Source organism: Flavitalea flava, from assembly GCF_054461575.1.
The window spans coordinates 26,024-45,640 of the sequence record NZ_JBTLQH010000004.1 but is presented as its reverse complement, the minus strand read 5'-3'; the positions used below and the strand labels follow the sequence as shown (position 1 = coordinate 45,640).

General features: G+C 45.0%; 17 protein-coding genes. 9 read left to right on the top strand and 8 right to left on the bottom strand.

Annotated features, from left to right (window positions below):
* Nucleotides 1-125 precede the first annotated feature (125 nt).
* Nucleotides 126-1,700 (top strand): hypothetical protein, encoded by a 1,575-nt coding sequence (locus tag ACX0G9_RS06010; protein WP_459063961.1) that lies wholly within the window; start codon nucleotides 126-128, stop codon nucleotides 1,698-1,700.
* A gap of 32 nt (nucleotides 1,701-1,732) precedes the next feature.
* On the opposite strand, the gene ACX0G9_RS06005 is transcribed toward ACX0G9_RS06010, so the two are convergent.
* The 5 genes from ACX0G9_RS06005 to ACX0G9_RS05985 all read right to left on the bottom strand — a co-directional run bounded on the left by ACX0G9_RS06005 (nucleotide 1,733) and on the right by ACX0G9_RS05985 (nucleotide 6,158).
* Entirely contained in the window at nucleotides 1,733-2,488 is a 756-nt protein-coding gene (locus tag ACX0G9_RS06005) for an SGNH/GDSL hydrolase family protein (protein WP_459063960.1), read from the bottom strand.
* Between the two features lie 184 nt (nucleotides 2,489-2,672).
* A complete protein-coding gene (gene groL, locus ACX0G9_RS06000; protein ID WP_459063959.1) occupies nucleotides 2,673-4,310 on the bottom strand; it encodes a chaperonin GroEL in 1,638 nt (545 codons plus the stop codon).
* Between the two features lie 71 nt (nucleotides 4,311-4,381).
* The gene (locus tag ACX0G9_RS05995) at nucleotides 4,382-4,675 is read right to left on the bottom strand and encodes a co-chaperone GroES (RefSeq protein WP_459063958.1); all 294 of its coding nucleotides are present in this window, start codon (nucleotides 4,673-4,675) and stop codon (nucleotides 4,382-4,384) included.
* A gap of 429 nt (nucleotides 4,676-5,104) precedes the next feature.
* The gene (locus ACX0G9_RS05990) at nucleotides 5,105-5,713 is read right to left on the bottom strand and encodes a globin family protein (RefSeq protein ID WP_459063957.1); all 609 of its coding nucleotides are present in this window, start codon (nucleotides 5,711-5,713) and stop codon (nucleotides 5,105-5,107) included.
* A 16-nt stretch (nucleotides 5,714-5,729) separates the two neighbouring features.
* Complete coding sequence (locus ACX0G9_RS05985; RefSeq protein ID WP_459063956.1) at nucleotides 5,730-6,158, bottom strand: hypothetical protein; 429 nt, start codon at nucleotides 6,156-6,158, stop codon at nucleotides 5,730-5,732.
* Nucleotides 6,159-6,587: 429 nt separating this feature from the next.
* Between ACX0G9_RS05985 and nusB the strand changes: the two genes are divergently transcribed.
* The 4 genes from nusB (at nucleotide 6,588) to coaE (ending at nucleotide 9,051) form a co-directional block, all read left to right on the top strand.
* Nucleotides 6,588-7,514, top strand: coding sequence for a transcription antitermination factor NusB (gene nusB, locus ACX0G9_RS05980; RefSeq protein ID WP_459063955.1), 927 nt, complete (start codon nucleotides 6,588-6,590; stop codon nucleotides 7,512-7,514).
* A gap of 39 nt (nucleotides 7,515-7,553) precedes the next feature.
* Nucleotides 7,554-7,991, top strand: coding sequence for a DUF1573 domain-containing protein (locus ACX0G9_RS05975; RefSeq protein WP_459063954.1), 438 nt, complete (start codon nucleotides 7,554-7,556; stop codon nucleotides 7,989-7,991).
* Between the two features lie 50 nt (nucleotides 7,992-8,041).
* Nucleotides 8,042-8,371 (top strand): preprotein translocase subunit YajC, encoded by a 330-nt coding sequence (yajC, locus tag ACX0G9_RS05970; protein ID WP_459063953.1) that lies wholly within the window; start codon nucleotides 8,042-8,044, stop codon nucleotides 8,369-8,371.
* A 71-nt stretch (nucleotides 8,372-8,442) separates the two neighbouring features.
* The gene (gene coaE / locus ACX0G9_RS05965) at nucleotides 8,443-9,051 is read left to right on the top strand and encodes a dephospho-CoA kinase (protein WP_459063952.1); all 609 of its coding nucleotides are present in this window, start codon (nucleotides 8,443-8,445) and stop codon (nucleotides 9,049-9,051) included.
* Nucleotides 9,052-9,335: 284 nt separating this feature from the next.
* Here coaE and ACX0G9_RS05960 read toward each other — a convergent pair whose 3' ends face one another.
* Both ACX0G9_RS05960 and ACX0G9_RS05955 read right to left on the bottom strand, forming a co-directional pair.
* Nucleotides 9,336-10,526, bottom strand: coding sequence for a pyridoxal phosphate-dependent aminotransferase (locus tag ACX0G9_RS05960; protein ID WP_459063951.1), 1,191 nt, complete (start codon nucleotides 10,524-10,526; stop codon nucleotides 9,336-9,338).
* A 214-nt stretch (nucleotides 10,527-10,740) separates the two neighbouring features.
* Nucleotides 10,741-12,177 carry a serine hydrolase gene (locus tag ACX0G9_RS05955; protein ID WP_459063950.1) on the bottom strand — a complete coding sequence of 479 codons (1,437 nt, stop codon included), beginning with the start codon at nucleotides 12,175-12,177 and terminating at the stop codon, nucleotides 10,741-10,743.
* A 76-nt stretch (nucleotides 12,178-12,253) separates the two neighbouring features.
* On the opposite strand from ACX0G9_RS05955, the gene secDF reads away from it, so the two are divergent.
* Nucleotides 12,254-15,322, top strand: coding sequence for a protein translocase subunit SecDF (secDF, locus tag ACX0G9_RS05950; RefSeq protein WP_459063949.1), 3,069 nt, complete (start codon nucleotides 12,254-12,256; stop codon nucleotides 15,320-15,322).
* 446 nt (nucleotides 15,323-15,768) lie between these two features.
* On the opposite strand, the gene ACX0G9_RS05945 is transcribed toward secDF, so the two are convergent.
* Nucleotides 15,769-16,050, bottom strand: coding sequence for a hypothetical protein (locus tag ACX0G9_RS05945; RefSeq protein WP_459063948.1), 282 nt, complete (start codon nucleotides 16,048-16,050; stop codon nucleotides 15,769-15,771).
* Nucleotides 16,051-16,193: 143 nt separating this feature from the next.
* Here ACX0G9_RS05945 and ACX0G9_RS05940 point away from each other — a divergent pair, with 143 nt between their 5' ends.
* The 3 genes from ACX0G9_RS05940 to ACX0G9_RS05930 all read left to right on the top strand — a co-directional run bounded on the left by ACX0G9_RS05940 (nucleotide 16,194) and on the right by ACX0G9_RS05930 (nucleotide 19,616).
* Nucleotides 16,194-17,465, top strand: coding sequence for a sensor histidine kinase (locus tag ACX0G9_RS05940; protein WP_459063947.1), 1,272 nt, complete (start codon nucleotides 16,194-16,196; stop codon nucleotides 17,463-17,465).
* Between the two features lie 5 nt (nucleotides 17,466-17,470).
* Nucleotides 17,471-18,172, top strand: a complete 702-nt coding sequence (locus ACX0G9_RS05935; protein WP_459063946.1) for a response regulator transcription factor — start codon at nucleotides 17,471-17,473, stop codon at nucleotides 18,170-18,172.
* A 169-nt stretch (nucleotides 18,173-18,341) separates the two neighbouring features.
* Complete coding sequence (locus tag ACX0G9_RS05930) at nucleotides 18,342-19,616, top strand: TolC family protein (RefSeq protein ID WP_459063945.1); 1,275 nt, start codon at nucleotides 18,342-18,344, stop codon at nucleotides 19,614-19,616.
* Nucleotide 19,617 lies beyond the last annotated feature (1 nt).

Here is a 19,617-nt window from a genome sequence, read left to right as displayed (position 1 = left end):
TTCTTTTAATAAGAGGATCGATCTTACATAATACAGGAGGACTGATTTTGAGCATTTGCTGAATCTTTCCTCCTTTTTTTATAACACCCATCTCTGTTCATTAAATGCTCAGTTCCTGACCTATTATGCAAAAACTCCTTTTGTTAGTAAGCCTGTTGTTAGTAAGTCTGGTTGCTTGTCAACAACTGGCCGCCCAATTACCGGAAGATGCCTTGCGGGCGTCCTGGACAACCCCGAGTGGAACAGCCCGTGAACAAGCAATTGGAGGTGCAATGGGGTCTCTCGGAGGAGAGATTTCATCAGGATTCGTCAATCCGGCAGGGTTAGGCATTTATAAAACCAATGAATTCGTAATAAGTCCCGGATTTCGCTTCCTGATGGATAAAAGTACCTACCTGGGTACAAAAACCTCCGGCAATTCGGTGACCAATTATAATATGGGAACCACCGGCCTCGTATACAGCTATCAGGGTGGTAACGGAGGGCACAATGTTTTTGCCATTGCTGTCAACCGGATGGCCAATTTCAACAGCAATATCTATTACAAAGGTCAAAATAGCCAAAGTTCAGGTTCTGAGCAATACGCACAGGAATATGCGGCATCGGGGCTTGACGTCAGACAGGTCGACCAGAATATTGCCAACCCGGGTCTTACTTACGGTACCCGGATGGCCCTGTATACATCCCTGGTCGACACCTTGACGGCCGGAGGGGAAATGTTTGTCGTCGGGCAGCCGTCGAAAGGAAGCTCCTTCCTGTTGAACCAGGAAAATAATCTCCGGACCAGTGGCGGTATTACAGAGATCGCCCTTTCGGTGGCTACAACAGCAAGGGACAAATGGTACTTCGGAGGAACGCTCGGTATCCCTATTCTAAGCTATACCCGTACCCAGACCTATTTTGAATCCGATGCCAGTGGTAACACAAATAATGATTTCGACTCTTATACCTATAAGGAGACCTACTCGTCTAAAGGATGGGGTTTAAATGCCAAATTAGGAGTGTTATACCGTCCGAATAATTCCTGGAGATTCGGTTTGGCCGTTCATACACCCAGTATGTTTGGGATCACTGACAAGATCCACTCTTCGATGGTAACCAGGACCGAAAACCTTACCAGTTACAAACAGGTTTCTATTTCTTCAGATACGTTGGATATGTTATCCAATATCAATCCTGTCAATTCGGTGAATTACAATTTATATACACCCTGGAAGTTTCTCTTCAGCACCTCATATGTATTCGGTGGAGGTTCGGCAAATGTAAAACAACAGAAAGGGTTTGTCACCGCAGATATCGAATATATCACAACAGGCAGCCCCCGGTTCCGTACAGCAGATAATGGCGACGGCAGCGATAACAGCTATTATGACGCGGTTAACCAGGCTATAAAAAACTCTTATAAAGGAACCCTGGGAGCCCGCTTCGGTGGAGAGCTAAAATTAAGCACCTTTATGGCCCGGGCAGGGGTTGCTTATTATAGTAATCCGTATGAGGGCAGCGTATTAAAAGCAGACCGGTTGTTTCTCAGCGGTGGACTCGGTTATCGCAACAAAGGCATGTTCATCGATCTTACGTATATACAAGCCTTTAACAGAGATGTAAATTTCCCGTACATCCTCGCGGATACAAAAAATGAATATGCCTCACTCAAAGAGTCCGGAGGAACAGTCATGCTGACGGTCGGATTTAAATTTTAGGAAAAACTGGCAAGCATCCGGCCCTTCGCCCTTCAAAAACTAATTTTCTTCATGACAGGTTCCAGCAGGGCCGCCCAAATAGCGTATTCCTTGCCGGAAAAATGCAAGCCGTCCGATGCGATCAGGGAAGGATCGAAAGCTGCCTTGCGGCTTTCATCCGTAACATTTACATATTGTACCTGGTAATCCCTGGCAACCTCGTAATTGATATCATTGAACGTATTGATCCCCGAAGAAATTTGTTCCCGGTCTGCCCCATGGGCAAAAGGAGTAACGGAATAATCAGGAATGGAAAGGATGATTACATGGGAAGGCTTATTCCCTGCCAATTGAATAGACTGCTGCACCAGGCTGATGAACTGAATTTTATAATCTGCCTGACTGAGCCCCTGGTATTGATTATTCACACCGATCAGCAGCGAAACATAATCATAGGGGGGAGCAGCTGATTTAATGGAAAGGGCATATAACAGATCCCCTGTTGTCCACCCTGTCCTGGCAATGATCTCCGGGTCTTTACAGTTGAAATGATCGGCTTTCAGCAAGGCCGCTACCTGGGCCGGATACCGGTCGTCAACCGAAACAGATTGACCGATCGTATAGGAGTCACCTAATGCAAGATAGGTCCTCGAAGCTGTATCAAGAGGGTTGGGTAACAAGGCAGTATCTTTCGGAATCCTGGCCGGAGAAAGGCTGCTATTATTTTTTATACAAGCGGTCTCCGGTATCAAGCCTAACGTAATACATACGCCTGCAATCAGTCCTATAGTCTTAACCTTGAACAACATCGTCTTAACCTTGAATAGTTTTAAGGGCAATAAGGGGTGAAAAGGGGTAAAAAGGGTTCTTTATGTATCTCTATAGGTATATACGCAAGAAAGCGGCCCGATAGATTTCGGGCCGCTTCAATATATATTAATCCTTCCCGTACATTAGGTAATTTACCTAACTCCTCCTTTAGGGGGTTGGGGATTAGTAATCCATTCCACCCATTCCAGGTGCGCCGCCAGGATGGCCATGCGCTTCTTCTTTCTTAGGCTTGTCAGCGATCACACATTCGGTGGTCAGCAACATTCCTGCGATAGAAGCGGCATTTTCAAGGGCAATGCGGGTAACCTTAGTAGGATCGATAACACCCGCTTTCAACAGGTTTTCGTATACTTCGGTACGGGCATTAAAACCATAATCGCCTTTTCCTTCTTTTACCTTCTGAACGACGATGCTTCCCTCGATCCCGCTGTTGATAACGATCTGGCGAAGAGGTTCTTCGATAGCGCGTTTTACAATGGCAATACCGGTTGTTTCATCTTCGTTGGCGCCTTTCAGCTTTTCCAAAGATTCGATAGCGCGGATATAAGCTACTCCACCGCCGGGAACGATGCCTTCTTCAACGGCAGCGCGGGTGGCGTGTAAAGCATCGTCCACACGATCCTTCTTTTCCTTCATTTCGATTTCTGTAGCAGCACCTATATACAACACAGCAACACCGCCACTGAGCTTAGCCAGGCGTTCCTGTAATTTTTCCTTATCGTAATCGGAAGTGGTCGTTTCGATCTGTGCTTTGATCTGGTTTACGCGGGCTGCGATATCATCTTTTTTGCCTTTACCACCTACAACAGTTGTATTATCCTTGTCGATAGTCACCGATGCTGCGGAACCCAGATAACTCAGGTCAGCGCTTTCCAGTTTGTATCCTTGTTCTTCGCTGATCACGATACCCTTTGTAAGGATAGCGATATCCTGCAACATTTCTTTTCTTCTGTCGCCAAAGCCGGGAGCCTTAACAGCAGCCACTTTAATAGTACCGCGTAATTTGTTGACCACTAAGGTAGCCAGTGCTTCACCTTCCAGGTCTTCAGCGATGATCATTAAAGGACGGCCGCTTTGTGCTACTTTCTCCAAAATGTGGAGGATATCTTTCATCGCAGAGATCTTTTTATCATAGATCAGGATGTAAGGATTCTGTAATTCGGCTTCCATTTTTTCGCTGTTGGTAACGAAATAAGGAGAAATATAACCACGATCGAATTGCATACCTTCTACTACATCAACGGTAGTATCGGTTCCTTTGGCTTCTTCGACGGTGATCACACCTTCTTTACCCACTTTGGCAAAAGCCTGGGCAATCAGTTTGCCGATGTTATTATCATTATTGGCAGAGATGGAAGCGACCTGCTCGATTTTCCTGCCATCGTTACCGATAGTCTGGGATTGAGCTTTCAGATTGGATACCACTTTTTCTACGGCTTTGTCGATCCCTCTTTTCAGGTCCATTGGGTTAGCGCCGGCAGCTACGTTCTTTAAACCTTCGCTGATGATCGCCTGTGCAAGTACGGTAGCAGTAGTCGTTCCGTCTCCGGCAATATCAGCCGTTTTGGACGCTACTTCTTTCACCATCTGGGCACCCATATTCTCAATGGGATCTTCGAGTTCGATTTCTTTAGCTACGGTGACACCATCCTTAGTAATGGAAGGAGCGCCGAATTTCTTTTCCAATACAACATTGCGTCCTTTTGGACCTAATGTTACTTTAACGGCATTTGACAGAATATCAACGCCCCTTTTCATCTTATTGCGGGCTTCGATGTCGAAAAATAGTTGCTTAGCCATATTTTCAAATATTTAAAATTTTATATACGATAATTTATCCGCTTGTTCCTGCCAATACAGGAAGCTTGCTTTTATAATTTTGCAATAATGTCAGACTCCCTCATGCTCAGGAAATCCTGGCCTTCAAAGCTGATTTCTGTTCCGGCATATTTGCCATACAGAACCACATCTCCTACTTTTATAACAGGTTTTTTCCCGTCTTCATCGATTTCGCTTATTGCAACGACTTCTCCTCTCTGAGGTTTTTCCTTTGCAGTGTCGGGGATGATGATACCACCTGAGGTTTTTGTTTCAGCAGGCGCAGGTTTTACGAATACCCGGTTTTTAGTGCCCGCAATCGGTAAAATCGCTAACTTCTTAGCCATAATTGTATAGATTTTTGTTTTTATGAAAGATGCTGACTCCTGCAGGTTGCAGGCTTGCAAAGGTATACGAAATTCATACCAAACACGAAAGCAAGGTCATTATTGCAGGTTTAGCAAAACTCCGATCACCCTGATTAGGTAACCGTGTCAATATTTCAGCCACCAACAGGCGTATTTGTCAGGGAGTTGAATTTCAGGATGAATTGAAGGAGCTTTCCCCTGAGTACGATATCTGTACAATCAGCGGAAATAATCAAACAAAAGCGGCTATTGCCGCACAGCCACTATAAATGTATGGTTTTCAAATATTTAAGACTATGAATGAGAAAACCCCCGGAAAATGTTTTCCCCGGGGGTTTCTCATCTCTTATCACTATAAAACAAAAAAATTAAATCATAAACCGCAAAACAAGTCATCTGCGGGGAAATCTACATCTGAACGACCTGCGTTCTGAGGGTTGCTACAACAGCGCCGACCTGGCCGATCAGTTGAGTGGAAAGACCATTTTTCTGCGCTCCTTTTACGAGGTCTGTTACAAAAGAATCAAAATCGTCATTTGCCGCTTTTCCGTTCATACGCGGATTGGTCGCCGGATTGTGTGCAGCTACCATGCTTTTTCCTCCATAAGTGAAGTTCTTGGCTCCTGTAGCCACGCAGACAAAATCAGTCAGATTTTTTGATAAGGCTGAAAAACCTGTAGTTACGGGAGGAGTAGCTGTCACTTCGGCCAACAGCACCGAAAAAAATCCATTGATGTTGGGATCTGCTGCAATAACGAAAATGGTACTATCCAATACAGACCGGATGCCCAAACGTCCTTTTTCGATCATGGTTCCGGCATTGGCAGGATCGGCCACCATCGTTGTTCCCCCGAGAGAATCATAAAGGGTCATTTTGGTAGTATTATTATTGCTTTTGCTGCAGGATGGCGTCACCGATACAGTGATCACCAGGCCAAGAATAAGGGCTACACCTAACACCTTTGAACCGGCCAATCTGAATTTGTTTTTTACGTTTGCTGGAATCTTCGTTTTCATTATGTCGATTTTAAAATTAAAAAAGGTTTTTAAAGAAGTTATAGACTTTATAGGTACCTGAAGTCGATGCCACCGGGCAACCGCTCTTCAGATCTTTTTCACTGGGGATAATCCGGACGGCTTTATAGGCAAGATTTGATTTAAAATCCGCAAACACCTTAGCAGCCGTGGTTTTGACAGGAAAAAAAGTAAACACCACAATAGCACTCTGAGGATTGCATAGCACGTGATCCACACCTTTTTGCCGGTATAACCAGTCGATTATTTTTGTGGAATCCTCGCCTGCTATTTCCTGCTGGATGTCGATACGGGCCATTGCCCTTAAATTGGGATCGGGCGCTTTTGGCCTGGTAACTATATATATGTGCACTGCCAAAACAGCCACAAAAACCAGAAAGACGCTCCCGGTAACCATCAGGATCTTTTTAACTAAATGCTTGTTCATATAAAAAAGCTGTTTTTAAAATTTTTGACGGCTGTTGCCTGAAATATGCTTTTTGTATGTCTTAGAAAAAATGTGAAGAACTTAACAAGTAAGACCGATCAGAATTAGCAATACGATAACCTCAACCGCTTTTTAAAGGAAAATTCCGGCTAACACGAGACTTCCCTTTGAAAACAGAATACTACAGCCGAAAAGGCTTTTAAACGAAAAGACTGAATGATTTTTTAATCAGTGTTATAAAGAATCCGCAGAAGTACTCACTGCATTTTCCTTTATATTGATTGTTTATTTTACCGATATCCGGACCGGATACTAAGAGATACGACAATATTATGACAATAGATTTCGGGTTTTGAGAAATTTGAAGGAGTGTGCAAGGGGTAAATGGTAAATTCTTATCTTCGCAGCCGCTAACAAAGCTCTTATTAAATGATCAGTAGAAGAAATATCCGGGTTAAAGTGATGCAAACCTTGTATACCCTGGAAGCGCAGGAACAGAATGTGAAACCGGGAGAACCGGTTAGAATCTTGCAAAAGCATTTTGACCAATCCAGGCAGTTGTTAGTGTACCTTCTTTATTTTCTTACTGAAGTGGCCCGCTATGCCGAAACGGATTCCAGGGTCCGGGCCTCCAAACACCTGCCTAATGAGCAGGATCTGAACGTCAATATCAAACTGGCCGGCAATGAATACATCTGGAAGATCCTGGAGGACCCTTCCTGGCAAAAAGCCCTGGCAACTGACAAACCACAGCTGATTGTTAATAAAGATCTGATCAAACGTCTCTACCAGGAGTTGGTAACTACGGAGGAATATAAAAAATATATTACCGATGCCGGTAGGGAAAAAAGAACAGAAAAACATATACTGGAATTTATTTTCACCGACCTGATGCTCCCCAATGAACTGTTCGAATCCCATATCGAAGAGTTGTTTACCAACTGGGACGATGACGTGGATGTAATATGCCAGTTATTGATGGCCTGCCTTACCAAAACCCAGCCTTTAACCCTGCAGGAAATTATCAGTTCCGAAAAATTGGGTTTTGCCAAAGGACTTTTACAGACGGTTATGGAGAAGAAAGAAGTGGTTATGGACCTGATCAAACCCAAATTAAAGAATTGGGATGCAGACAGAATCGCCACCCTGGACATGATCCTTATGCAGATGGGAGTGGCCGAGTTCCTGTTTTTTGAGACCATTCCTCCAAAAGTTACCATTAATGAATATATTGATATAGCCAAAGAATATAGTACCCCTCAAAGCGGTCAATTTGTCAATGGAATCCTTGATAACATACATAAGGAACTGCTCAATGATGACAAAATGCATAAAATTAATTTTAAACCCTCCTAAAAAGCGCCATTTCCTGTAGGTTTGCAAAAAATAATCTTCATGCGTTATCTATTTTCTTGTTTTTTAGCGGCCGCTCTTCTTTCCGGCTGTAAAAACAAAGATAAAAGCGGAGCGATACCATCCATAGGGGATAAGGCCGTCCAAAGGGATTCCACCCAGCTTACCACTATTCAATGGCTGGATTCTGTTAAAGATTTCGGAAAAATCAGTGAAGGCCAGAAGCTGGAAGTATCCTTCCGGTTTAAGAATACCGGTGATAAACCCCTGGTGATCGAACGGGTACAACCCAGTTGCGGTTGTACTGTAGCCGAACAATCCAAAGAACCCGTAGCACCGGGCCAGGAAGGGCTGATCAAGGCTACTTTTAACAGCGAAGGGAAAACCGGGGTTAACCATAAGACCCTCAACGTATTCGCCAATACGAAAGAAACCCAGAATCATTCCCTGGTTTTTACGGTGGAAGTGGAAAAAAAATAAATTATTATAATTTATTATAGTACGAATCATTTCAATCAAACAATAATACAATGACTCCATTAGTAGTTTTATTACAAGCAGGCGGCGGCGGACTTCCCCAGCTGTTCCTGATAGGTGGTATGATCCTGGTATTTTGGCTTTTTATGATCCGACCTCAGGCAAAAAAAGCCAAACTGGCCAAAAAATTCCAGGAAGAAATGCAGAAGGGAGACAGGATCGTTACGATCGCCGGCATCCACGGAAAGGTGAATAAGGTGAACGATGACGGAACCATGGATATTGAAACAAGCCCAGGCAGCTACCTGAAAATTGAGAAAAGCGCTATCTCTATGGAGTGGACGCAGAATATCAATAAACCGGCAGCGGCAGATAAAAAATAATAAGCAGTGAGCCCGGTAAAAGCCGGGCTTTCTTTTACCTATCAATAAAGGGTCAATTTAATAACAGGCCTATGCTCAGAGTGGGTTTGACAGGCGGCATCGGTTCCGGTAAAAGCACGATTGCCGGAATATTCGTTGTTTTGGGTATTCCCGTGTCCAATGCCGATCAGGAAGCCAAACGGGTCATGAATACGGATCCTGATCTGAGACAGCAGATCATCCGTCATTTCGGACCGGAAGCCTATAATGACAAAGGGTTGAATCGTTCCTGGCTCGCCAGTCAGGTATTTACCGATCAGCATAGGGACAAGCTTGAGCTCCTTAATTCATTGGTTCATCCGGTCACGATCCGCGAAGGGGAAAAATGGATGAAGGAACAATCTTTAAAATCCCATTATGCTATCCGGGAAGCTGCCCTCATCTTTGAAAGCAAATCCGGAGGGTATCTGGACTATGTTATAGGAGTTTCTGCTCCGGCAGTCTTACGGATTGAACGGACGATGAACCGGGATAAAATAACCCGGGAAGAAGTCCTTCAACGGATGAAAAATCAGATGGATGAGGAAGAGAAATTAAAATTATGCGATTTTCTGATCTATAATGACGGGCAACAGGCCGTCCTTCCCCAGGTACTGGCCCTTCACGAACGGCTACTGGCGTTAAGCTCCGCTACATTATGACTTCGTTGGCTGGTGGAATGTCAATTCGAAACGATACCGATTTTCCTTGATACTTAATATCTCTTATACCCTTAAAAGGGCAGGTAGTATATCGAAAAAAAAGCGCTGGTTCCCACTCAAATAAGCTAATGTCTTTTTTATGGTATTTTCTTGGAAAAGGCGCGTTTTTTTGATATACCACCATGCCTGACGGTTCAATAGAAAAAGGCAGCCGCGATCGATCACAGCTGCCTTTCCGCTATAGGTATTAGTTGATATCTTTTGTCTGTCAATTTCTCCCCTCTCTATTTCAGTTTAGCCAGCGCTTCTGTTATCCTTTCCCAGGCTTTTTCGATATTCCCCATGCTGTTCGCAAAAGAGAAACGCACACAGGCAGGCTCTCCGAAAGCATCTCCCATTACAGAAGATACGTGGGCCGTATTAAGAAGATACATACTGAAGTCCGCAGCATTCTTAATAACCTCGCTCCCATTGGACTTGCCGAAATAGGCCGAAACATCGGGAAAAATATAAAAGGCGCCTTCGGGTTCGAAGCATTTGAAGCCAGGAATCTGTTTTACCAATTCCAGGGTTCTTTTTCTTCTGTTGGTAAATTCCCTGACCATGCCCAGTGATGGTTCCAGATCAGTTGTCAGCGCGATCACCGCAGATTTCTGGGCAATGGAGTTGGTCCCGCTCGTAAATTGTCCCTGTAATTTTTCACATGCCTTGGCAATTTCCGCATGGGCGGCGATATACCCCAGACGCCAGCCGGTCATGGCAAATCCTTTGCTCAATCCGTTGACGATAATGATCCTGTCCTTCAGGTCGTCGAATTGTGCGATGCTTTCATGTTTGCCGGTAAAATTAATATATTCATAAATCTCATCGGAAATGATGAAAATGCCGGGATGTTTACGGAATACTTCGGCAAGGGCACCTAACTCTGCTTTATTATATACCGCACCGGAAGGGTTACACGGAGAAGAAAACAGAAATACTTTGGTAGCAGGAGTAATGGCAGCTTCCAGTTGTGCCGGTGTGATTTTAAAACCACTTTCGAGAGGGGCATGTATTTCCACTACTTTTCCACGGGCTATCTTAACCAGTTCGGAATAAGTCACCCAATAAGGAGTGGGAATGATCACTTCCTCATCTTCGTCCACCAAAGCCAGGATGATATTGGCCAGGCTTTGTTTGGCACCCGTGGAAACCACGATATTTTCTGGTTTATAATCCAGATTATTATCTCTTTTCAATTTGGTACAAACCGCTTCGCGGAGATCCACATATCCCGAAACGGGGGTATAATGGCTCCAGTTATCATCGATCGCCTTCTTCGCCGCATCCTTGATATGTTGCGGTGTATCGAAATCGGGTTCACCAAGACTCAGGTCGATAACATCGATCCCTTTTGCTCTTAATTCGCGGCCGAGCTTAGCCATCTTGAGGGTTTCCGGTTCGCTGAACCTGGAAAGAATAGAAGATAATTGCATAGTATTTATAAAATTGAGCGGCGCAAAGATAAGCGCTGGGCTGCAAGCTGCAAACGGAAATTTTACAGGGGTTCCTAAAAATTGGACTACGGGAGAACTTCGGCCCTAACACTGTTAAGGGCTAGTTCGTATTGGCTACGCCCGTAACTTTCGTCCCGTTCTCGTCCGAACGGAACTCAGTTACGCATATGCTCGGTTATGCCCGAAAGGGCCATCATTGATAGTACATCTTCCATCCGGAAAGATCCGGGATCCTTGCCTTTGAACGGTGGAGTTCGTTCTCATAGATCACCCTTCCCAGGTTTTTAAGGAAGGGCAGGCCGATTCGTTCATAGTCGTATTGATTATCATTCAATATCCCGTCGCTGTTACAATAAATGGTAGCGCTCAGCATATATTCAATGTGTTTGTCGAAATCGGCAAAATAGCTGATATCCGTCAGGAATCCATAGGCATCCCCTTCCTTGCTGAAGATCCGGATATTCCTTGGCAGCCGTCCCTTTTCTGCACCCCAGTAAAGGAACTTTCCATAAGCATCCGGAAAACCGGCCGAATCGTAAGATGGGTAGCCGGATTCTCCCGGATATTCAGAAAGAAATTGATACACAAATGAATAATCCTCCTCCCGGAGATGAAAAGCCTGCGAATCGGGCACTGACCGGGGAAAAAGGATGCTCCGCAAAATCCGGTGGAGGCTTTCCAGCGTGATCCTGTTCTTTTTTGAAAAATCCATCGCATGGTTAACCATACCGGTTTTGTCATAATAGGCCCTACCCAGGGAATCCTTTCTTTCAGGGTAAGACAGATTGCTGATCTGCATGGGTTGTCTGTAAATGGATTTTCCTGATGAATCGAGGAAACTGACAGGATTGGTATGCCTGTTCTGGTCCTCGGTCATCGAAACTTCCAGCCGGTGCAGGATAGCAGCATCGGGATAGCCCATTTTATGAAGTTTTTCATTGAGGTTTTCCTGCCCCAACAGCTCATAAAGGCGGTTAAAAGCATCATTATCGCTCACTAAAAAGATCTTTTTTACGTACTGCGCAACAGTGGGACGGCCATCCTTTGTTGTAGGGTCATTAAAGACCGGAGTCTGGCCGCTGTAAGCCTGCCCGGTGATCAGGGAGGCATTTCTGTCCAATCCGGGCAATCTCAACTCATTTAGTCTTTGAAGGGCAAGGAGAGCCACAGGCAATTTTACGGTGGAAGCGGGATAAAAATATAAGTTGGGGTCCGTATTATAATAATAATCCCGGAAAAAGGGAGTATTGGTAGCATCCCGGTCTATCCGCGTATAAATGATCTGGACCCGGAATGAGTCCTTGTTATTCAATATATTACTAAAATATTGGGGATAACGGAACAACAATTGTTCAAGGAACGGATCGGTTTTGGCTGTCGGGGAAATGACCGGCCGGGCAGCCGGAAGTCCGCCTTTTATCCCTGGCTTCCCTGTATCTGCCCCCGGTTTGAGCGCAGTAGTTGTGCCGTAGGGATTAACAGGATCAGGTGATACTGTGCCTGCAGCGGACTTCTGCTCCGTAATGGTTTTCCCTGAAGAGCTTCCTGTGGCCGATGCTTTCCCGGCGGGCCGGCACCCGGCCAGAAGGCCAGGGATCAGAAGCAGGCCCGCAAAATCCTTTGTTCTCATAATTCAAAATAGCTAATACTATTCAATTCTAAAACCTATATTTGCGATTCTTTAAAAAAAACAAACGAAACTTCCAATGAGAGCACTGGTAAGTATTTTTGCTGCTTTATTGATCATTATTTCATTGTATCAACTTTCCTTTACCTGGTTTGTGAACAAACACGAATCGGCAATGGATGTTAAAGCCAAACAGTATGTAAATAAACTCTACCCTGCGGCCAACAAAAAATATCCCGGCGATAAAGAGGCACAAGCCCTTTATCAGGATACCCTGGACCAGGTTTACAACACAAAGAAGAGGAAATTACTGGATAGCACAAGGGATACAAAGATTACCTGGTGGAATACTACTTACCAGAAGTCCAAGGAAAGTGAATTGTTGCTGGGTCTGGATCTCCAGGGCGGTATCAGCGTGACCCTCGATGTAGCCATCGACGGTCTGATCAAGGGGCTGTCCAACAATCCCCGCGATCCTGTATTGTTGAAATCCCTGGAATCGGCGAATCAAAAAAAGGTGACCAGTTCCGGAAACCTGATAGATCTTTTTGCCCAATCATTCAAAGAAGTTAATCCCTCAGGGAAACTGGCTCCTTTATTCGCGAATGCAAACCGCAATAAGATCAAGTTCGATGCTTCGGATAATGCCGTGGTGACCTATCTGCACGAAATGGCGAGCGCCGCTATGAAACAGACCTACCAAGTACTCCAGAAACGTATTGATAAATTCGGCGTGGCTCAGCCCAGTATCAGCCTGGATGAGAACAGGGGCATCATTTCGGTGGAGCTGGCAGGTGCCACCGATCCGGAAAGGGTCCGTAATTATTTGCAATCTACCGCCAATCTGCAGTTCTGGGAGGTATATAATACCGGCGAACTGGTGAATTCCATTCAAAATGCAGACAAGGCCTTACAGAACTACCTCAACGGAGTAAAAGCCGATACGTCTCTTAATAAAGCGGATTCTGCCAAAAAGGACACCAGCAGTCTCGCAGGTAATCAGAATCCCCTGTTTAAAATTATTCGTTTCCTTCAACCGCAGCAGGATCCCAAGACCGGGCAACCCCGCTATTCCGCTCCAGTCGGCCAGGCTGCGATCAAGGATACCGGTACGATCAACGATTATCTGAGTAATCCGGTTGTCCGTAATAATTTTCCACAGGATCTGAAATTCCTCTGGGGCAAACAGGAACTGGATGATGACGGAAAGGCCATTCCTGTTCTGGAACTCTATGCTATCAAAACCCTTCCCGGCACCGAAAAAGCAAAAATCGAGGGAGATGCCATCGAAGATGCCAGCCAGGATTTCGATAACGTCACCAGCGAAGTCATCGTGGAAATGAGCATGAAGAAGCAGGGAGCGAAAGACTGGGCTTCCATGACCACTAAAAATTCCAATCCATCACGGCCGATCGCGATCGTGCTGGACGATATCGTTTATTCAGCCCCGTTTGTCAACGAACCGATCACCGGCGGACAATCCAGGATCACCATGGGTCGTGGCAAAAACTCACAACAGACTATTCAGGAGGCGCAGGATCTGGCCAATATCCTGAAATCCGGTAAGCTGGACGCACCTGCCAAGATCGTATTTTACGATGTGGTTGGGCCTACCCTTGGTAAAGAAGCGGTTAACGGCGGAATGCTGGCCTTTCTTATCTCCTTTATAGTGATCTTCGGCCTGATGCTGGTTTATTATAACACGGCCGGTTGGGTAGCCAATGCCGCACTGATCCTGAACCTGCTGTTCACTATTGGGGTATTGAGCGCGCTGCATGCCACACTGACGGCTCCGGGTATCGCTGCCCTCGTACTGACCATCGGTATGGCGGTTGACACCAACGTAATTATATTCGAGCGTATCAAAGAAGAGCTGACCCGAGGCAAGAGTTACCAACTCGCCGTTAGTGATGGTTACAAACGATCGTTGGCTCCTGTATTGGATTCGCATGTGACAAACCTGCTTACCGCCCTGATCCTGTTTTACTTCGGATTGGGCCCGGTCCTTGGTTTTGCGACCACACAGATTCTCGGTATCCTGCTTTCTCTTTTCTGCGGTATCCTGGTTTCCAGGCTGATCACGGATTATTACACCAACAAGAACCGCCATTTTAAATATTTCACTCCCCTCTCCCGCCGGATATTCAAACACGCTTCCTTTAAATTTATTGAATACCGTAAAGTGGCTTATGGCATTTCCGTTGTCGTTCTGTTACTGGGTGTTGGATCCTTTTTTCATGGATTCAAAGAAGGCGTTGAATTTGAGGGTGGGCGCAGTTTTGTGGTCAACTTCCACAAGCCGGTTCAGTCTGAGCAGGTGAAGGATCAGTTAAAACTGACCTTTGGGGGTTCCGTCCCTGAGATCAAGACCTATGGAGGTAATGAGCAACTGGAAATCACGACAGATTACCTGATCAAACAGGAAGGACAAACGACAGATTCCATCGTTTTAAATAAATTATACGAAGGACTGAAATCATTCCTTCCAGTCGGAACAACTGTTCATGATTTTGTATCCAATAAATTTGTGCAGGGGAGCAAAAAAGTACTCCCTACTATTTCCGATGACCTGAAGGCGGGTGCATTTAAGGCGGTCATATTTGCCATTATTATCATCTTCCTGTATATATTCATCCGGTTCCGTGACTGGAGATATTCCCTGGGTACCATCATCGCACTGTTGCATGACGTGTTCGTAACCCTGGCCGTATTCTCCTTCCTGCATGAGGTTGTACCGTTCCCGCTGGAAATCGATCAGCATTTTATTGCGGCAATCCTGACGGTTATCGGCTTCTCCATGAATGACACGGTTATCGTATTTGACCGTATCCGTGAAGACAGCCGCATTCTGAAAGGGGCCAGCAATGGACAGATCATCAACAAGGCCATCAACGAAACCCTGAGTCGTACCATCATGACTTCGCTCACGGTATTCCTCACTATCCTTATCCTTTTCCTGGTGGGTGGTGAAGTGACCCGTGGTTTTGCCTTCGCGATGTTGATCGGGGTAGTAACCGGTACCTATTCATCGATCTTTGTAGCCGCTCCGTTCCTGGTGGATTTTGCCAAAGGCAAACCACTTGGTAAAAGTGGAGAACCCGGAACCGGCGCTGAAAAAGCAAAGGTGGTGGCTCCTGCAAAATCCTGATAACACTGCATGAAAATCCGGATATCAACCTGATATCTCGGCCCTAAAATATAAAAACCCTGTAGCTGATCGCTGCAGGGTTTTTTCTTTTTGCCCCTCTTAGCCGCTCCAAAGATTGCGTTCTTACAGCCAGACTAAGTCCTTTAGAATACCTGAGCGTCCAAAATCAATTTCGAAAATTTACTGAGGAACAATAAGCTCTTCTACTCTGAGTGAATGAAAGAAATAAAATCTCCAACAACGAAGGTTTCTGAAGATGGGGTTTCCCAAGGGGCGTAACAGAACTTCGGCCTCTACACAGTAGTGGCCTCGTCCGTAACCTTCGCAAAGCTCGGTTAGGGCGCGACGCATAAAAGGTATTTGCCCCCGGCGCACATTTTAAATCAGCGCCGGGGGCAAATAACGTCCCGATAACAACCGGGACGGGGGGAAAGAAGTAGTATTGACTAACTTTTTTTAGGGGTCTTATTCTCTTTGAAACGTTTATCGGGAGTACCGTCCTTTTTCGCATGGACCGGAGTGGTTTTGGCACCACCTTTATTTGCTTTATAACGCATGTCTGCTGTGCCATCCTTTTTGGTCGGACCAGCAGTGGCAGAAGCAGCAGGTGCAGCGGCAGTTTTAACGGTCTTTGCCTTCTTGGCTGGAGCCGGTGGCGGGGTGGTCTGAGCAAAACTGAATCCAGCGAAAGAAAGTAATAGACTGGCAAGGATGATAATTTTTTTCATACTGAGGTGAGTTTTTCGTTAAAAAAAGGAATTCTTTCGTAATTTATTCAAATGCGTGCCGGTAACAAAAAAAACTTTCTTAACAACCACTTAACCATTTTATTATATTTATTGAATATAAAGCATAGCAATTTTGCACAACCATGCGTTCTTCTACCTTAAAATGGATCGTTTTATCGGCCACCCTGCTGGCTTCTCTGATCGTAACGGTCCAGCTTTTCTGGTTGAACAAAGTCTATTCTTTTGAGCAAAGGCAGTTTAATATCAATGTTGTCAAGAGTATAAGAGGTTTATTTGAAGACCTGCAAATGAATGATGCCCCCGGCACCAGTTTGCAGGAGCTCATCAACAATCCGGGCAATAACTATTTTCTGTTCAAGGCCGATACGATCCCCCCCAGGGATTCCCTGTCCTTTTACCTGCAGGAAGAATTTGCCGACTTTGGGGTCCTTACCGATTGTAAATTAGGAGCTTACAGCAGTGCATCCAAAAAATACGTTTACGAACAGTTCCTTCCTACCCCAGCCTCCAGGTATCCCGGCGCAAGAACCGCCCAACAGGATCTGCCAATATTCAGGACGGATTTCGATCATATCTTATTGTATTTTCCGCACAGGCATGAATATATACTGGAACAGATGGGTTTCTGGATTGTCAGCAGTGTGGTCCTGTTCCTTGCCCTGATCGGGTTAACTGTCAGTCTGTTCTATTTCTACCGGCAAAAATTCCTGGCGGAGATCCAGAAGGATTTTGTCAACAATTTTACCCATGAGTTCAAGACTCCGCTTGCCGTGATGAAGATCGCTTCGGACGTACTCGCCCAGCATTCCATACTCCATCAGCCAGACCGCCTGGAGCGATATACAGCCATCATAAAAAATCAAACAGAGCATTTGCAAAGCCAGGTAGAGAGACTCTTAAAAGCGGCCTCCCTGGAATCGAGGGACCTGCCTATCCGGAAAGAAGATATCGATGCGCATCTGATGATTGAACAAGCCCTGAATAAAGTTCAACCGCTGATAGAGCAGAAAAAGGCAAAGGTGGAGCTAAAAATGGAGGAAGGCAAAGGTATAGTTCATGCAGATAAGGCTCACCTGGAACTGGCCCTTGTCAACTTATTGGAGAACTCCCTTAAATATTCCGATCAGCCCCATATCGTTGTGGAGACGGGAAATGAAGAAAACGATTTTTTCATTTCTGTAAAAGACAATGGCGTAGGGATCGAGAAAAAGTACCTGAAGAATATATTTAAAAAATTTTACAGAGTTCCAACAGGCGATATTCACAACGTAAAGGGTTTTGGCCTGGGGTTGAACTTTGTCAAACGTATTATCGATGCCCATAATGGGAAAATAAAAGTGAACAGCCTTCCGGGCATCGGTACGGAATTCCGATTATTCATACCACTCAATTAAACCATATGCAAGGATCCAAAATAAAAGTGCTTTTGGCAGAAGATGATCTTTCCCTGGGATATGTTATAAAAGATAACCTGATGGATGCTGGATATGATGTCGTGCTCTGCCCTGACGGGCAAACCGCGATCGATAAATTCGATAAAAACGAATTCGATATTTGTTTGCTGGATGTAATGATGCCAAATAAGGATGGGTTTGCCGTGGCAAAAAAACTCCGTCAGCAAAGCGATTTGGTCCCTATTCTCTTCCTTACAGCCCGTTCGATGGAGGAAGATAAAATCAAGGGGTTCGAAAGTGGCGCCGATGATTATATAACCAAGCCTTTTTCCATGCAGGAACTGCTGATGCGTATGGAAGTATTCCTGAGAAGGACAAAGAAAATGCACTCCGACAAGGCCGTTACCTTTACTATTGGGAACCTCAATTTCTCATATACCGATCTTAAACTTGTTATCGATAAGGAAATCTTCAACCTCACCCAAAAAGAGGCCGATTTGCTGAAATTCCTTTGTGAACATGCGAACAGGATCCTTAAAAGAGAAGAGGTCCTCTTAAATGTCTGGGGAAAGGATGATTATTTCCTGGGAAGAAGCATGGATGTCTTCATTACCAAATTGCGGAAATATTTTAAAGCCGATCCGATGGTAAACCTGGAAACTATTCATGGCGTTGGCTTTCGGTTTAATACACCGGACCCATCTTAACAATTTGTTTGGCAATATAATAGCAGGTTTGATCATTTCTCCTCCGCCGGAATCTGTACCATCCGGCTTATTATTGCCTGACCTATCATATATCAATTTACCCTTGCTTAACCCCTGATTAACATTCTAATACAATAATTTTGCACTCTTAAAAACAATCGCATAACCTATGCAAAAAAAACTGGTCGTATTGATCATACTTTCCTTTTTTACCAGTTCCATGCTCCGGGCGCAGCTTCACCAGGATACCATTCGTATTTCCTTACCTGAAGCCGAAAAGATGTTCCTGGACAGCAATTTGCAATTGCTGGCTCAGCGTTATAATGTAGATGCGAATAAGGCCCTTGTCATTCAGGCAAAACTTTGGCCAAATCCCAATTTCAGTATCGGACACACGCTATATTCAGGAACCCTCAGGAAGTTTTTCCCGGTGGGCGCAAATGATGAGACTACAGCCGGACTTTCTCAATTGATCCTGTTGGCAGGCAAACGAAACAAGCAGGTACGGTTGGCCCAGGCCAATGCCCAATTGACAGAATACCAGTTCTTCGATTTGCTGCGCACCCTGAAATATACACTGCGGACAGATTATTTTCATATCTATTATCTCCGGCAAACGGCCAAACTTTATGACGAAGAGATCAGGGCACTTGGCCAGATCGTCCATGCTTTTGCCCAGCAGCAGGGAAAAGGATATATTTCAGAAAAAGAGGTCATCCGAATAAAAGCGCAGTTATATAGCTTTCAGAGCGAATACAGCGATCTGATCAACCAGGTAAGTGACCTGGAAAGCGAGATAAGACTGGTATTACAGGCCAAACCTACCCTGTATATCGAGCCTTCACCCGATGTCCGGTCACTGGGCAGTCTGGACCCGGCTCAATATCCTTACAATACTCTGGTAGACTCTGCCTATCGTAACCGGACCGATCTCCAGATAGCAAGGGCCAACACGAATATCAACCAGTTGAATTATGCTTATCAAAAAGCATTGGCCGTACCTGATCTTAGCTTATCCCTTGGGTATGACGAGGCCGGAAGTTTTCTGAATAATTATGTCGGTATCGGAGCGTCGATCGATCTGCCATTTTTTAACCGAAATCAGGGCAATATCAAATCTGCCAGGGCGCAGATCGCTAATGCGGTGACTACGCAGAAAAGTACCCAGGCCGCTGTTGAAGAGAATGTTGCCAGGTCATTGGAAAAAGCGTTCGCTCAACATAAATTGTATCAGTTGATCGAGCCTGGATTTACAGGCGATTTTGAGCGTCTGATGAAGGAAGTATTGATCAATTACCAGAAGAGGAATATCAGCATCCTGGACTTCCTGGACTTCTACGATTCGTATAAACAAAATACGCTGCAGCTTAATTCGATACAGTTTAACCGGGTAAGTGCATTTGAGGATATCAATTATTATACGGGTACTAATTTTTTTAACTAAC

Excerpts from the sequence above, each read along its gene's own strand:
- ACX0G9_RS06010 (WP_459063961.1), top strand. The coding sequence starts at position 126 with ATGCAAAAACTCCTTTTGTTAGTAAGCCTGTTGTTAGTAAGTCTGGTT.
- ACX0G9_RS06005 (WP_459063960.1), bottom strand. The coding sequence starts at position 2,488 with ATGTTGTTCAAGGTTAAGACTATAGGACTGATTGCAGGCGTATGTATT.
- groL (WP_459063959.1), bottom strand. The coding sequence starts at position 4,310 with ATGGCTAAGCAACTATTTTTCGACATCGAAGCCCGCAATAAGATGAAA.
- ACX0G9_RS05995 (WP_459063958.1), bottom strand. The coding sequence starts at position 4,675 with ATGGCTAAGAAGTTAGCGATTTTACCGATTGCGGGCACTAAAAACCGG.
- ACX0G9_RS05990 (WP_459063957.1), bottom strand. The coding sequence starts at position 5,713 with ATGAAAACGAAGATTCCAGCAAACGTAAAAAACAAATTCAGATTGGCC.
- ACX0G9_RS05985 (WP_459063956.1), bottom strand. The coding sequence starts at position 6,158 with ATGAACAAGCATTTAGTTAAAAAGATCCTGATGGTTACCGGGAGCGTC.
- nusB (WP_459063955.1), top strand. The coding sequence starts at position 6,588 with ATGATCAGTAGAAGAAATATCCGGGTTAAAGTGATGCAAACCTTGTAT.
- ACX0G9_RS05975 (WP_459063954.1), top strand. The coding sequence starts at position 7,554 with ATGCGTTATCTATTTTCTTGTTTTTTAGCGGCCGCTCTTCTTTCCGGC.
- yajC (WP_459063953.1), top strand. The coding sequence starts at position 8,042 with ATGACTCCATTAGTAGTTTTATTACAAGCAGGCGGCGGCGGACTTCCC.
- coaE (WP_459063952.1), top strand. The coding sequence starts at position 8,443 with ATGCTCAGAGTGGGTTTGACAGGCGGCATCGGTTCCGGTAAAAGCACG.
- ACX0G9_RS05960 (WP_459063951.1), bottom strand. The coding sequence starts at position 10,526 with ATGCAATTATCTTCTATTCTTTCCAGGTTCAGCGAACCGGAAACCCTC.
- ACX0G9_RS05955 (WP_459063950.1), bottom strand. The coding sequence starts at position 12,177 with ATGAGAACAAAGGATTTTGCGGGCCTGCTTCTGATCCCTGGCCTTCTG.
- secDF (WP_459063949.1), top strand. The coding sequence starts at position 12,254 with ATGAGAGCACTGGTAAGTATTTTTGCTGCTTTATTGATCATTATTTCA.
- ACX0G9_RS05945 (WP_459063948.1), bottom strand. The coding sequence starts at position 16,050 with ATGAAAAAAATTATCATCCTTGCCAGTCTATTACTTTCTTTCGCTGGA.
- ACX0G9_RS05940 (WP_459063947.1), top strand. The coding sequence starts at position 16,194 with ATGCGTTCTTCTACCTTAAAATGGATCGTTTTATCGGCCACCCTGCTG.
- ACX0G9_RS05935 (WP_459063946.1), top strand. The coding sequence starts at position 17,471 with ATGCAAGGATCCAAAATAAAAGTGCTTTTGGCAGAAGATGATCTTTCC.
- ACX0G9_RS05930 (WP_459063945.1), top strand. The coding sequence starts at position 18,342 with ATGCAAAAAAAACTGGTCGTATTGATCATACTTTCCTTTTTTACCAGT.